This window comes from Sphingopyxis sp. PET50 (genome assembly GCF_025244705.1).
GTDB lineage: Bacteria > Pseudomonadota > Alphaproteobacteria > Sphingomonadales > Sphingomonadaceae > Sphingopyxis.
The window spans coordinates 560,968-574,742 of the sequence record NZ_CP104207.1 but is presented as its reverse complement, the minus strand read 5'-3'; the positions used below and the strand labels follow the sequence as shown (position 1 = coordinate 574,742).

Annotated in this window: 9 protein-coding genes and 3 pseudogenes; 4 read left to right on the top strand and 8 right to left on the bottom strand. The window is 68.2% G+C overall.

Annotation, left to right across the window (positions count from 1 at the left end; genetic code table 11):
• Positions 1–122: 122 nt before the first annotated feature.
• The gene (locus N0A20_RS02975) at positions 123–746 is read left to right on the top strand and encodes a class I SAM-dependent methyltransferase (RefSeq protein ID WP_260582532.1); all 624 of its coding nucleotides are present in this window, start codon (positions 123–125) and stop codon (positions 744–746) included.
• 315 nt (positions 747–1,061) lie between these two features.
• Here the strand turns inward: N0A20_RS02975 and N0A20_RS02970 are convergent.
• The 5 genes and pseudogenes from N0A20_RS02970 to N0A20_RS02950 form a co-directional block, all read right to left on the bottom strand.
• Positions 1,062–1,766: pseudogene (locus N0A20_RS02970) on the bottom strand (rhodanese-related sulfurtransferase); the annotation flags it as partial.
• A 240-nt stretch (positions 1,767–2,006) separates the two neighbouring features.
• The gene (locus tag N0A20_RS02965) at positions 2,007–2,870 is read right to left on the bottom strand and encodes a GMC oxidoreductase (protein ID WP_260583806.1); all 864 of its coding nucleotides are present in this window, start codon (positions 2,868–2,870) and stop codon (positions 2,007–2,009) included.
• A complete protein-coding gene (locus N0A20_RS02960) occupies positions 2,786–4,030 on the bottom strand; it encodes a GMC family oxidoreductase N-terminal domain-containing protein (protein WP_260582531.1) in 1,245 nt (414 codons plus the stop codon). Before N0A20_RS02960 ends, N0A20_RS02965 begins: the two co-directional genes overlap by 85 nt.
• 281 nt (positions 4,031–4,311) lie before the next feature.
• A complete protein-coding gene (locus N0A20_RS02955; RefSeq protein ID WP_260582530.1) occupies positions 4,312–6,405 on the bottom strand; it encodes a malate synthase G in 2,094 nt (697 codons plus the stop codon).
• A 138-nt stretch (positions 6,406–6,543) separates the two neighbouring features.
• Positions 6,544–7,594 (bottom strand): annotated as a pseudogene (locus N0A20_RS02950) (NAD(P)-dependent alcohol dehydrogenase).
• 155 nt (positions 7,595–7,749) lie between these two features.
• On the opposite strand from N0A20_RS02950, the gene N0A20_RS02945 reads away from it, so the two are divergent.
• Positions 7,750–8,691 (top strand): LysR family transcriptional regulator, encoded by a 942-nt coding sequence (locus N0A20_RS02945; protein WP_260582529.1) that lies wholly within the window; start codon positions 7,750–7,752, stop codon positions 8,689–8,691.
• Positions 8,688–9,361: pseudogene (locus N0A20_RS02940) on the top strand (spermidine synthase). Before N0A20_RS02945 ends, N0A20_RS02940 begins: the two are co-directional and overlap by 4 nt.
• A 138-nt stretch (positions 9,362–9,499) precedes the next feature.
• On the opposite strand, the gene N0A20_RS02935 reads toward N0A20_RS02940, so the two are convergent.
• Genes N0A20_RS02935 through N0A20_RS02930 form a run of 3 tightly spaced genes read right to left on the bottom strand, consistent with a single transcriptional unit; the run spans position 9,500 to position 12,031 of the window.
• Positions 9,500–10,471: an efflux transporter outer membrane subunit gene (locus N0A20_RS02935; protein WP_312846594.1), complete on the bottom strand. Its 972-nt coding sequence runs from the start codon at positions 10,469–10,471 to the stop codon at positions 9,500–9,502.
• A 1-nt stretch (position 10,472) separates the two neighbouring features.
• Positions 10,473–10,859: a TolC family protein gene (locus N0A20_RS19980; RefSeq protein WP_312846633.1), complete on the bottom strand. Its 387-nt coding sequence runs from the start codon at positions 10,857–10,859 to the stop codon at positions 10,473–10,475.
• Complete coding sequence (locus N0A20_RS02930) at positions 10,859–12,031, bottom strand: HlyD family secretion protein (protein WP_260583799.1); 1,173 nt, start codon at positions 12,029–12,031, stop codon at positions 10,859–10,861. The genes N0A20_RS19980 and N0A20_RS02930 overlap by 1 nt, the downstream gene beginning before the upstream one ends.
• Here N0A20_RS02930 and N0A20_RS20475 point away from each other — a divergent pair.
• Positions 12,012–13,766, top strand: coding sequence for a hypothetical protein (locus N0A20_RS20475; protein ID WP_409574719.1), 1,755 nt, complete (start codon positions 12,012–12,014; stop codon positions 13,764–13,766). The two genes, N0A20_RS02930 and N0A20_RS20475, sit on opposite strands and share 20 nt — an antisense overlap.
• The last annotated feature ends 9 nt before the right edge of the window (positions 13,767–13,775 follow it).

Genomic DNA, 13,775 nt, shown 5'->3' with positions numbered 1-13,775 from the left:
TGCCGACGGGTGTCTCGACTTCGCTCGACACGAACGGGAAGAGAGGATTCGTGCCCACACAGATGGGTGTTGCCAATCGCGCTAGCAAGGCGCAGCTTCCGCGCCAAGGGGAGACGCACCAAATGGCAAGCTGGTGGGAACGTCATGGAGTGCCGCGGCTGATCAAATGCGCCTGTTCGCAAGGGCAGATCATGAAGGCGCGGAGCAAGGTCGTGCCGCTGGCGTCGGGCGACGTGCTCGAACTGGGCTGCGGCGGCGGCATCAACATGGAATTTTACGTGCCCGGCCGGGTGAGCAGTTTCACCGGGCTCGATCCCTCGCCTGAATTGCTCGCAATGAGCCGCGCGGCGGCGGCGGCGCATGGCATCGACGCCGATATCCAGGGCGGCGTCGGCGAGGCGATGCCCTTCGAAAGCGCGCGCTTCGACACGGTGGTGACGACCTTCACCCTTTGCTCGGTCGCCGAGCAGAAGGCGGTGCTCGCCGAAATCCGGCGCGTCTTGAAACCCGGCGGCACCGCGCTGTTCCTCGAACATGGCGGCGCGCCCGATGCGGGGGTCGCGAAATGGCAGCGGCGGATCGAGCCGGTCTGGAAGCGCATCGGCGGCAATTGCCATCTCACCCGCCCGATTTCGGACGCCTATGCCGCCGCGGGTTTCGCGGTCGAGCGGCAGGGCGCGCACTACATGCCCAAGACCCCGCGCCCCTTCGGCTGGGTCGAATATGGCGCGGCGCGGGCGCACTGATAGCGAGCGGGGCGCTGGTCGGCGAACAACCGGTTTCGGGCGGTCCCTGCCGTTCCCCGGCGCAAGCCGGGGTCCATGGGGAGAAGGCTGCGTTCGCCATCTGGACCCCGGCGTGCGCCGGGGAACGGGAAGGGCTGAAACGAGGCAATCGCGGTCAAGCCGCCCCATGAATCCCGTTCGTGTCGAGCGAAGTCGAGACACCCCGAAGGCGCGCACTCCCGACGGGTGTCTCGACTTCGCTCGACACGAACGGCAATAGAGGAAGGTCCGCCTCCCACCCCCAACCCGCCGCTACTCCTTCTCCCCCACCTCGACCAGGCCGTGCCCGACGCTCACGCGCTCGTCGAAGACGAAGCAGCTGCCGTGCCAGCGGCTCTCGGCCTCGGGCACCTGTTCGAGATAGGCGAGGATGCCGCCCTTCAGATGCACCACATCCTCGACGCCCTCGCTGCGGAGGAAGGCTGTCGACTTCTCGCAGCGGATGCCGCCGGTGCAGAACATCGCGATGCGCTTGCCGGCGAACTCGGCGGCATGGTCGCGCCACCAGCCGGGGAAGTCGCCGAAGCTCTTCGTCCGCGGGTCGATCGCGCCGTCGAAGCTGCCGTAGCCGACCTCGAAGCCGTTGCGCGTGTCGATCACGACGGTGCCGGGGTCGGCGATCACGGCGTTCCAGTCGGCGGGGGCGATATAGCGGCCGACGTCACGCGACGGGTCGATGCCCGGCACCTTCATCGTGACGATTTCCTTCTTCAGCCGCACCTTCAGCCGCTGAAAGGGCATGGCGGCGGCGATGGAATATTTGACGTCGAGCTCGGCGCAGCCGGGAAGCGCGCGGATATGCGCGACGACGGCGGCGATGCCGGCTCCGGGCCCGGCGATGGTGCCGTTGACGCCCTCGCGCGCGAGGAGGAGCGTGCCCTTGACGCCCTGCGCGGCGCAGAGATCGAGCAGCGGCTGGCGCAGCGCGGCGGGGTCGTCGAAGGGCGCGAAGCGGTAGAGGGCGGCGACGGTGAAACTCATGACCTGTCGCCCTTAGCGGCAAAGCTGGAAAGATTCACGCGGAGACGCGGAGGCGCGGAGATAACTCAAAATCCGTTCGCCCTGAGCTTGTCGAAGGGCCGTTCTCTTCTTCGAGGTGGAAGAAGGACTGTGCTTCGACAAGCTCAGCACGAACGGGTTGGAAAATCCTCTTCGCGTCTCCGCGTGAACCCAATTTCTCTCCGGCCTCTGCGCCTCTGCGCGAATCCTTCAAGCCCCAAATCACCGGAACGGATCGCTCCGCCCCGTCGCGTAATGCGCCATCGCCATCGTCGTCCATTGCGCGTTGACGCGGATGCAGCTGGGGAAGACGCTCGCGTCGGTCACCAGCACATTGGTCGTCCCGTGCACGCGGCAGCGCGGATCGACGATGCCATATTGCGGATTTTCGTTGATCGCATTGCCGCCCTGCGGATGGCTGCTCGACAGGGTCAGGTCGTCCTGCTGCCTGATCTCGCGGCGGAAAAATTCGTCGATGTCCATGCCGCGGGTGACCGTCTTGCCGCTGGCGAGCGCGGGATAGCATTCGATCGCGCCCGCCGCGAAATGGACCTTGGTCAGCGTCGCCATCGCGTGGCGCAGCACCGGCAAATCGTCCTCGACGTCGAGGACGAACTTGAGCTTGCCGTCGACCACCTGCCCGCGCCGGTCGGCGGGAAAGAGGATGCCCGCCGAATGGACGCGGCTGAAATTCTTCATCCGCTCGGCGTGGGTGCCGAACCAGCCGGGCATCAGCGACGCCATCGCCATCGGCGGCTGGAAATGGCTTTCGAGCAGATATTGGCCGCAATCGACATAGCTCGTCATCTGGTCCTCGTCCCACGCATTGCCGCCCTTGCCGTCGGGCATCAGCGCGACGACAGGCGAGGCGACGTTGAGCGAGATCTGATAGCCGGTGCCCTCGATGCCGCTGGCGTCGAGCAGCTTCGACGAGGCGATCGTGCCCCCCGCGACGACCACCCCGACGCGCGTGCGGACGATCCGCTTTGACCCGTCGGGCATCACCAGCCGCACCGCCTCGGCCTCCAATTTGCCGTTGGCGGCCTCCTGCCACAAAATCTGCTCGGCCTTGGTTTCGGGGAGGATGCGCGCGCCATGGTCGCGGCACGCCGCGGGCAGATAGGTCTGCGCCATGCCCATCCGCTGCGACCATAGGGGCAGCCCGAATTGCAATAGCCGCAATAGGCGCAGGCGCTGGGGGTGCCCGGCGGGCCGAAATTCTTGTCGAACCAGTCGGTCACCGCGCGCTTCTCGCGCGGGTCGGTCGAGGCGGCGGCATGCGCCTTCCACCCCTCGGTCAGATGCGTGCCGTTGTGGCGCCCGCTGCGCGGTTCGGCGCGCGCGATGCCGAGCCTCGCCTGCACCGCGTCATAGCTGGCGTGAAAGGCGGCGGCGTCGATCGGCGCACCGATGCTCGCCCATTTGGCGAGCACATCGGGCGCGTCGGGGTGCGTCCGGCCGTCCTCGTTGACGCGCAGGCAGATGCCGTTGTTGACCGTCGACGAGCCGCCAACGCAGCGCCCCTGAAAGATCACGAAATCGCTGTTGGTCGTCGTCTGCACCCCGCCATGCTTGTAGAGCGCGGCGATCATTTCGAGTTCGTGGTGGGTGATCCTGTGCGAGGGATAGAAGGGGCCCGCCTCGACGATCAGCACCTTGTAGCCCTGCGCCGCGACATTGTGCGCCGCGACCGCGCCGCCCGCGCCCGAGCCGACGACGACGACGTCATATTCGTCGGCGAGCGTCGCGTCGGTGAGGATATGGCCGGGGTGGATTTCACGCCCCGTCACGTCCTTGATCTCCAGATCGGGCGGGTCGATGCGGTCGCGATATTTGGGGAGGGTGAAGCCGATCTGCCGATGCACCGGGTTCGCCTTGTTGGCGACCTGCCCGGCCTCGCGCGGCAGGTCGCCGCCCTCCCAATAGCCATAATAGCAGGCGTAGATGATGCCGCGCAGCCGCGCCATGTCCTGAAAAGGGTCCCAGCCGCTGTTCTGGAGCCGGTTGCGGACGCGGTTGGCGCGAGTCTCCACGTCGAGTTCGACGAACGCCGGCGCCAGTGCGATCTCGGTCAATTCGAGCGCGGTTCGCAGTTCGTCGAGCTTGGTGCCGCCGACCCTGCCGAACAGGTCGGCGACATTGCCGACGACCTCGTCGGCGCTGATCACCATGTCGACGCCATGAAACAGCGCCTCGGTCAGCGCCTTCAGAAATTCGAGTTGCCCGTCATCGAACGGTGCCGTCATCGCCCCTGCCCCTTGCTGTCCCCGTTTTCAGATGCGGGTTTATAGGAAAGAAAAGCAAGGCGGTATTGTACCGGAACGGCGGGAATGGGGTGGATGGCGGACGTTCGGATAAACGCCACGCCCTCCCCTTCAGGGGAGGGCAGCGAGACTTGGCAGCTTGCTGCCTAGTCGCAGCGGGTGGGGTCCATCGGCCTCGCGCAAGGCCGATGGACCCCACCCCAACCCCTCCCCTGAAGGGGAGGGGCTTTACGACCGCTCCCGCCCGCTTCCGGACGCGCCGCTTACCCAGCCTTCTTCTTCAGGCGATAGGCGTGCAGCAGCGGTTCGGTATAACCCGACGGCTGCGCCATGCCTTCGAAGATCAGCGCCCGCGCCGCCCGATACGCGATGCCGTCAGGCGTCAGCTTCTCGTACAGCGGATCGCCCGCATTCTGCATGTCCACTTTCGCCGCCATGCGCGCCAGCGCCGCATCGACCTGCGCCTCGGTGCAGACGCCGTGGAGCAGCCAGTTGGCGAGCGCCTGCGACGAAATGCGCAACGTCGCGCGGTCCTCCATCAGGCCCACGTCGTCGATGTCGGGCACCTTCGAACAGCCGACGCCCTGATCGATCCAGCGCACGACATAGCCCAATATGCCCTGGCAATTGTTGTCGAGTTCGCGCGTGACCTCGGCCTCGCTCCAGTTGCGCCCGACGGCGACCGGGATGTTCAGCAGGCGGTCGAGCGCGGGCACCGCCTCGCCTGCTATCTCGCGCTGGCGGGCGAAGACATCGACCGCATGATAATGCAGCGCGTGCAGCGTCGCGGCGGTCGGCGACGGGACCCAGGCGGTGTTGGCGCCCGATTTCGGATGGCCGATCTTGGCGTCAAGCATAGCGCGCATCAGGTCGGGCATCGCCCACATGCCCTTGCCGATCTGCGCCTTGCCGGAAAGGCCGCAGGCGAGGCCGATGCGGACGTTGCGGTCCTCGTAGCTCGCGATCCAGTCGCTCGCCTTCATCTCGCCCTTGGGGATCATCGGCCCCGCGCGCATCGAGGTATGGATCTCGTCGCCGGTGCGGTCGAGGAAGCCGGTGTTGATGAAGACGATGCGATCCTTCACCGCTTCGATACAGGCGGCGAGGTTCGCGCTGGTGCGGCGCTCCTCGTCCATCACCCCGACCTTGATCGTGTGGCGCGCGAGGCCGAGCATATCTTCCACGGCGTCGAACAGGCGGTCGGTGAAGCCACACTCGTCGGGCCCGTGCTGCTTGGGCTTGACGATATAGATGCTGCCCGCACGGCTGTTGGTCAGCGTGCCGAGCCCCTTGAGGTCGTGAAGAGCGCAGAGGCTGGTGAATACCGCGTCGCACAGCCCCTCGGGCGCTTCGCTGCCGTCGGCGAGCTTGACCATCGGCGTCGTCATCAGATGGCCGACGTTGCGCACGAACATCACGCTGCGCCCCGGCAGGGTGAAGGGGGTGCCGCCCGGCGCGGTCCACGCGCGGTCGGGCTCCATCGCGCGGGTGACGGTCCGGCCGCCCTTGTCGAATATCTCGGTCAGGTCGCCGCGCATCAGCCCGAGCCAGTTGGAGTAGCCGAGCACCTTGTCCTCGCCGTCGACTGCGGCAACCGAGTCCTCGAGGTCGATGATCGTGGTCAGCGCGGCCTCGAGCAGCACGTCGGCGATGCCCGCGGGGTCGGTCTTGCCGATCGCACTCCCCGGGTCGATCACCAGTTCGATGTGGAGGCCGTTGTGTTTCAGCAGCAGGCCGCCGTCCTTGGTCCCCACGAGCTGCGCGGGGTCGGCAAGGTCGGGCTTGCCGCCGGTCCAGCCGGTCCAGCTTCCCGATGCGAGCGGCACCGCTTCGTCGAGGAAGGCTTTCGCGCGCGCGATCACCGCCGCGCCGCGCTCCGCGTCGTAACCGCCGGGCTTGGCGGGCGGCGCGTCGAGCGCGTCGGTGCCGTAGAAGGCGTCGTAAAGGCTGCCCCAGCGCGCGTTGGCGGCGTTGAGCGCAAAGCGGGCGTTGAGCGCGGGCACGACGAGCTGCGGCCCGGCCATGGTGGCGATTTCGGGATCGACGTTCGCGGTGCCGACTTGAAACGGTGCGGGTTCGGGCACGAGATAACCGATCTCGCGCAGGAACGCCTGATAGGCGGCGGCATCGTGCGGTTGCCCGGCCCGTTCGATGTGCCAAGCGTCGATCCGCGCCTGCAATTCCTCGCGCTTCGCGAGCAGCGCAGCATTTTCGGGGGCGAAGCTGCCGAGCAGCGCCGCGAAATCGGCCCAGAATTTATCGGCGTCGAGCCCCGTACCGGGCAGCGCGCGATCCTGCACGAAATCGACCAGCCGCGCATCGATCGACAGCCCGTGGCGGTCCAGAAATTCGGTCATTGCAGCACCCTTTGGTTCGGCGCGGTCGCGCCAGTGGACCCGGGGAGGAAAGGGCCGCCGCCCTATGCCGCGAAAGGCCTGCGTTGGCAATGGGTGCCCGGCGCGGCGGGGTCCCTGCCCCGCCGCGCCTAGGCAAAATCAGGAGGCCAGCGTCGCCATGTCGATGACGAAGCGATATTTGACGTCATTCTTCGCGAGGTGGTCCCAGGCGGTGTTCACATCCTGGATCGCGACCACTTCCACATCGCTGACGATGCCATGCTCGGCGCAGAAATCGATCATCTCCTGCGTTTCGGCCATGCCGCCGATCGCCGACCCGGCGAGGCTCTTGCGGCCGTGGATGACGTTGATGCCGTTGGGCGCGCGGCGTCAGTTCCTCGAGCGCGCCGACGAGGCACATCGTCCGGTCGCGCTTCAGTAGCAGCAGATACGGATTGACGTCATGCGCCACCGGCACGGTGTTGAGCAGGAAGTCGAAACTGTCCGCCTGCGCCGCCATCGCATCGGCATCGGTCGAGATCAGCACCTCGTCGGCGCCGAGCCGCTCGGCATCCTTGCCCTTTTCGGGCGAGGTGGTGATCATCACGACATGCGCGCCGAGCGCCTTTGCGAACTTGACGCCCATATGGCCGAGCCCGCCGAGTCCGATCACCCCCACCTTCTGGCCCGCGCCGACCGCCCAGTGGCGCAGCGGCGACCAGCTGGTGATGCCCGCGCAGAGCAGCGGCGCGGCGCCCTGCAGGTCGAGCGTGTCGGGGATGTGGACGACGAAGCGTTCCTCGACGACGATCTGGTCCGAATAGCCGCCATAGGTCGGCGTCGTCCCGTCGCGTTCGATATCGTTGTAGGTCAGCGTCGCGCCTTGCTCGCAATATTGCTCGAGGTCGTCGTGGCACGCCGCGCACTGGCGGCAGCTGTCGACCATGCAGCCGACGCCGGCGTAATCGCCGACCTTCAGTTTGGTGACATGCGCGCCGACCGCGACGACGCGGCCGACGATCTCGTGCCCCGGCACCATCGGGAAAATCTTCGCGCCCCAGTCGGCATGCGCCTGATGAAGGTCCGAATGGCAGATTCCCGCATAGAGGATTTCGATCTGCACATCGTGCGGACCCGGCTCGCGCCGTTCGAAGGCGAAGGGGGCGAGCGGCGCATGGGCTTCGAGCGCGGCATAGCCTTTGACCTGGATCATTCGTGTGATTCCTTTCATGAAAGCGCACGCCATGGCGCCGGGGAGAGCCGGATCATTGGCGCATTCATCCGGAGCACGAGTTAATTAGGGCTGGATATCGCCCGCGACAAAAGGCATTTCGTCCATGACTTGTTGAGGATATTTCATCAATCATGGCGCAGCCCAATCTCTCGCACCTTGCCGTCTTCGCCTCGGTCGCCCGGCACCTGAGTTTCCAGCGCGCCGCGACCGACAACGGCATGTCGACCTCCGCCGTCAGCCACGCGATCCGCGGGCTCGAGGAAAGGCTGGGGGTCAGCCTGTTCAACCGCACGACGCGCAGCGTCGCGCTGACCGACGCCGGGCGGCACTTTCTCGACCGGCTGCAACCGGCGCTGCGCAACGTCGACGATGCGGTGGAGGCGATGAATCTTTTCCGCTCGTCGCCGGCGGGGACGGTGCGGATCAACGCGTCGCGGATGGCGGCGCACATGATCGTCGCGCCCGTCATGGCGCGATTCCTCTCCGCCTATCCCGAACTCAGCCTGGAGATTATCAACAACGACGACATGATCGACATCGTCGAACAGGGTTTCGATGCCGGGATTCGCTTCGCCGGAACCATTCCCGAGGATATGGTCGCGGTGCCGCTGGGGCCGGCGACGCGCTTCGTCGTCGTCGCGGCCCCGGGCTGGATCGCCGCCAACGGCGAGCCGCGCACTCCCGACGAACTGCTGGCCCATGACTGCGTCCGCTATCGCTTTCCCAACGGCCGCATCTATCGCTGGGAATTATGGGAAGACAGCCGCGAACGCCACCTCGATGTCCCCGGCCGCCTCGTCGTCGGCGAAACCGATATCGCGCTGCGCGCCGCGCTCGACGGCATCGGTCCCGCCTATGCTTCCGAAGCCGCCGCCCGGCCGCATATCGAAAGCGGCGCGCTGGTCACGCTGATCGACGACTGGTGTCCGTGGCAGCCGAGCTTCCAGCTCTATTATCCGCGCCAGCGTCGCATCTCGTCGGCGCTGCGCGCCTTCATCGACATCGCGCGCGCTGTGCATCGGGCGCCGGGCGAAGGGGTGCCAAGCCCCGCCCCGCCTATGGCCGCGGCATGACCCCGCGCGAACTTCTGGCCACCGCGGCCGTCCCCGGCGGCGATCCGCTGCGCCTGTTCCGGCGCGGCGAGGATTATTTCATCACGCTGGGGCACAGCGAATTGATGACCAGCCGGATGAGCGGTTCGGAGGAGGCGCTGGCCGAGCTCGGCATCGACCGGCTGCGCGGAAACGCCGCCCCTCACCTGCTGATCGGCGGTTACGGCATGGGTTTCACGCTGCGCGCGGCGCTGGCGCGGCTGGGGGCGGAGGCGCGGGTGACGGTCGCGGAACTGGTGCCCGAGATCGTCGACTGGGCGCGCGGGCCGATGGCGGCGCTGACCGCCGGATGCCTCGACGACCCGCGCGTCGATGTCGTGCTGGGCGATGTCGGGGCGGTGATCGGCGGGGCGACGCGGCGCTATGATACGATATTGCTCGATGTCGACAATGGCCCGGACGGGCTGACGCGCGAGGGGAATGACCGCATCTATTCGATGGCGGGACTGGCGCGGGCGCGGGGCGCGCTGCGGCCCGGCGGTATCCTGGCGATCTGGTCGGCGGCGCCCGACGCGCGCTTCACGCGCTGCGGCTGAAGGACGCAGGCTTCGCGGTCGACGAGGTGGCGGTGCGCGCGCGGGCCAGCGGCAAGGGCGGCCGCCACATCATCTGGTTCGCACAGGTGCCCTGAGTCCCGATCATTTGCGAAGGACGCAGCCCGTGCTCCCGCGAAAGCGGGAGCCCATCTCCGATCGGTGCCGTTTCGAGCCGGCGGGAGATGGGTCCCCGCCTTCGCGGGGACACTGGCCTTGTTCAAAACAATCCCTCGTCAGACCGGCGCCCCGCCGCCCAGCGCCTGATAGAGCGCGACATAGGCGGTCAGCCGGTCGGTACGCAGCTGGATGAGCGCGATATCGACCGCGAGCAGCGCGCGCTGCGCGTCGATCTGTTCGAGATAGGGGGAATAGCCCGCGCGGTAGCGGTTGGTCGCGTGGCGCAGGGTTTCGGCGACCGCCGCGCGCTGGGCGGTCAGCGCCTGTTGCTGCACGCCCAGCCGGTCGATCGTCGCAAGCTGGTCCTCGACCTCGCGAAAGGCGGTGAGCACGGCGCGGCGATAGGCGAAGGCGGCCTGGTCGCGCTGCGCGGTCGCGGCGTCGAACTGGCCCTGCAGCCGCCCGCCCGAGAAGATCGGCGCGAGGATGCTGCCGCCGACCGACCAGATGCTGATCGGATCGTCGAGCAGGGTCGAAATCGCCGCGCCCGCCGACGCCGACAGGCGGACCTGCGGCAGGAACTGCGCGCGGGCGGCGCGCAGATTGGCGTCGGTCGCGGCGAGCGCATATTCGGCCTGCGCGATGTCGGGACGGCGCCGCACAAGGTCGGAGGGCAGCACCGCGGGAACGCCGGGCGCGGCGAGCGCGTCGAAAGCCGCGCCGCGCGCGATGGCGTGCGGCGTATCGCCGACCAGCAGCGACAGCGCATGTTCCTGCCGCGCGATCGCCGCCTCGATCGCCGGGATCTGTTGTTCGGTGGCGCGATATTCGGCCTCGGCCTGGCTGAGTTCGAGCCGCGAGGTATAGCCCGCCTCCGCCCGGTCGCGCGCGATGCGCAGCGCCTCTCCGCGCGTGGCGAGCGTCTGGCGCAGCAATTCGTGCCGCTCGTCGAGCGCCAGCAGGACGATATAGCTGCTCGCCGTCGCCGCGCTGACCGACAGCGTCGCCGCCTCGCGCGCCGCCGCGACCGCCGCGGCGTTGGCGCGCGCGGCATCGACCTGCGCCGCGTTGCGGCCGAACAGGTCCATTTCATAGGCGGCCTGGAACAGCCGGCTGCGCGGCGGTGCTTTCGCTCGGCTGGCCGAAGGCGTTGACGCTGCGCGATTGCGAAGCGAGGACGCCGGCCGACAGCGAGGGCAGCAGCAGCGAGCGCGCGACATTTTCCTGCGCGCGCGCCTCCGCCACGCGCGCCGCGGCGATGGCGAGGTCGCTGTTGTGCGCCCGCGCCTGTTCGACCAGCGCCGTCAGTTGCGCGTCGCCGAACCCCGCCCACCAGGCGCGCTCGACCGAGCCGTCGGCGGGTATCGCGCTGCGCCAGCCGGCGGGCGGCGCGACAAGGCTGGTTTCCGGGCGCGGAGTGATCGCGGGCGCGCAGCCCGCGAGCAGCAACGCCATCGTCAGGGCGGCGCGGCGCATCAATCGTTCCCGGTGTGGACGGTCGCGATCACCGACATGCCGGGGCCCAGCCGCTCGGCGGGCTTCTGGTCCTTGTCGATGCGGATGCGCACGGCGATCCGCTGCGGCACCTTGACGAAATTGCCCGATCCGGTGTCGGGCTTGATGACGCTGAACTCGCTGCCCGCCGCCGGGGCGATGCTTTCGACATGGCCCGTGATCTTCACGCCGTCCAGCGCATCGACCTTCAGCGTCGCCCGCTGGCCGACGCGGATCTTCGCGGTCTGCGCTTCCTTGAAATTGGCGACCACCCAATGCGTCCGCGGCACCAGATACATGAGCTGCGTGCCCGGATTGACGAGCTGGCCGACGCGCACGCCGACCTCGCTGAGCTTGCCGTCGCGCGGCGCGCGGATGACGGTGCGTTCGAGGTCGAGGTCGGCGAGGCCCTGCGCCGCCTGGGCATTTTCGACCCCGGCCTGAAGCCCGCCGCGCCCGACCGCGACCGAGCGCACCTGTTCGAGCGCGATCTGGCGCTGCGCCTCGGCCTGGCGGACGCCCGCCTCCGCCTGGCGCAGCGCGGCGAGCGTCTGGTCGCGTTCGCGCAGCGACACCGACCCTTCGCCGACCAGCTCGTTGACGCGCCGCATGTCCGCCTGCGCGCGGGCGAGCTGCGCGCGGGCGTTGCCGATCGCCGCCTCCTGCGCGCGCACCTGCGCCTCCGCCGACCGCTGGTTCTGTTCGCTGTTGCTGAAGCCCGCTAGCTGCACCGCGATCCCCGCCGCGCCCTGCGCGACGCGGCGGCGATAGGTGCGGTCGTCGATCCGCACCAGCACCTGCCCCGCCTTCACGGCGTCGAAATCCTGCACCAGCACCTCGGTCACATAGCCGCCGACCTGCGGCGCGATGATCGTCGTCTGGCCCCGGACATAGGCATTGTCGGTGGTCTGGCTCGATGCGCGGAAGGGCGGCAGGCCCCAGGCGTAGAGGACGGCGAGCGCGCCGATCAGGATGATCGCGGCGAACAGGACGATCTGCCGCCGCGAGCGGTCGGGCCGCCAGCCGGCTTCGGCAGGCGGCGGCGCGGGTTCGGGCCCCGGCTCCGGCTCCGGCGCGGGCTCGGGTTCGGCCGGCGGCAACGCGGCGGGCGGCTGGTCTTCGGGCTGGGCACTCTTGTCTTCGGTATCGGTCATTGTCGTTGCGCCAACATTTTCTGGAGGTTGGAGAGGTCCGCCGCGAGCGGGCTGTAGCCGCGCTGCGGCGATCGTTGAGCCAGCGCGCGAGGATGATCAGAAAACCGGTCGCCGACAAGGCGCCGATGACGAAGAACACGTCGTTATAGGCGAGAACCATCGCCTGGCGCGCCGCTTCGCGAACGACGTCGCCGCCCGCGAGCGCGCCGCGCAGCGCGGGGTCGGCGACCGTGCCGGCCCGTCCCTCCGCGAGCCCGCCGAGAAGCTGGGCGAGCCGCGGGTCGTCGGTCGGCAGGCTGAGCCCGAGGGTCATCAGATGATCCTTGGTGCGCACCGTGAAAAAGGCCGACAGCGCCGCGGTTCCGGCGAGGCCGCCGACCGTCTGCGACAGGTTGAACAGCGCGAGGAAGCTGACGATGTACGACGGGCCGCGGCTGAGCGCGCGCAGAAATCCCTCCATCAGCATCGGCCCGATGAAATAGACCGCCGCAAAGGCGATCGCCGCCTGGCTGAGGTAGAGGTTGACCGGGCGCGTCATCAGCCCCGAATGGGTGTCGGCAAAGGCGGCGACGGCGATGATCGCGAGCGAGATCAGCGTCGACATGCGCAGGTCGACCGGGTTGAGCCGGACGAGCGGCAGGACGACGCCGAGGCAGGCGGCAGCGGCGGTGACCGCATAGAAGGTCACCAGCTGGTCGTTCACCAGCCCCAGCGTGGTCAGCAGGCCGGTCGCCCCGAAATTCTGTTCCGACAGCACGACGCGCACCAGCGCGCCGCTGAGCGCGAGCTTGATCAGGTCGCTGCTCGCCATCCACCGCGTCTCGAGCATCGGGTGCAGGCGGTTGTGCTCGATCAGGAAAGCCGCGCCGATCAGCACGACCGACAGCGCCAGCACGCCGCCGAGCCAGGGTGTCGGCCACCAGACGATGCGGCCCTGCACGAAGAAGACGCAGAGCAGCCCGACCCCGACCGCGAGCAGCGGGAAGCTGATCATGTCGTAGATGTTGAACGCGCGGATCTTGATCCCCTGCGGCAGCGGCAGCACGTTGACGAGACCGACGGCGACGAGCGAGAGACCGAACTGGAAGGCGAACAGGCTCTCGACATTGCCGTCATAGACGAGCAGCGGCGAGAGAGCGCGCGCCAGCGGCAGCCCGGTCTGCACCATGCCGATGCCCAGGATCAGCGCCGCCATCCGTTTCGGGCCGGGCAGGCTCTGGAACATGTAGAAGATCGCCAGGGTCACGAGGCCGCTCGCCGCGATGCCCGAAAAACCGCGCGAAATCAGCTCGACGCGGTAACTGACGTCGAACAGTTGCACGAAATTGGCGGCCAGCAGCGCGATCATCGTCGCGCGGACGAAGCGCTGGATGCCGAAATGCTGCCGCGCCTTGAACAGCAATATGCTCATGCAGACGTTGGTCACGCTGTAGGCGACGGTGATCCAGCCCGATTCGACCGGCGTCAGGCCCATATGCCCCTGCAGGACGGTGAGATTCGCGAGCAGCAGGCCGTTCTGGAAGCCGCTGACGAGGCCAAGAAACACGCCGATCGCGAAATAGGCCTGGCGGCGGCGGAGCGGATGGTCGGGGGTCGCCGGCGAACCGGGGATGAGCGGCTGCTCATGCGGTTTCAGCACATAGTCGCCGGGCTTTTGTCCGTCAGCCATGGGGAACCCGCGGTCCGGCACGGCACAGGGGATCGGGTCGGATCATCGGAGCGGCTCCCCTGTTAAGACCGGCCC

Coding starts and splice junctions, on each gene's coding strand:
- N0A20_RS02975 (WP_260582532.1), top strand. CDS start 123: ATGGCAAGCTGGTGGGAACGTCATGGAGTGCCGCGGCTGATCAAATGC.
- N0A20_RS02960 (WP_260582531.1), bottom strand. CDS start 4,030: ATGACGGCACCGTTCGATGACGGGCAACTCGAATTTCTGAAGGCGCTG.
- N0A20_RS02955 (WP_260582530.1), bottom strand. CDS start 6,405: ATGACCGAATTTCTGGACCGCCACGGGCTGTCGATCGATGCGCGGCTG.
- N0A20_RS02945 (WP_260582529.1), top strand. CDS start 7,750: ATGGCGCAGCCCAATCTCTCGCACCTTGCCGTCTTCGCCTCGGTCGCC.
- N0A20_RS02935 (WP_312846594.1), bottom strand. CDS start 10,471: ATGGACCTGTTCGGCCGCAACGCGGCGCAGGTCGATGCCGCGCGCGCC.
- N0A20_RS19980 (WP_312846633.1), bottom strand. CDS start 10,859: ATGCGCCGCGCCGCCCTGACGATGGCGTTGCTGCTCGCGGGCTGCGCG.
- N0A20_RS02930 (WP_260583799.1), bottom strand. CDS start 12,031: ATGACCGATACCGAAGACAAGAGTGCCCAGCCCGAAGACCAGCCGCCC.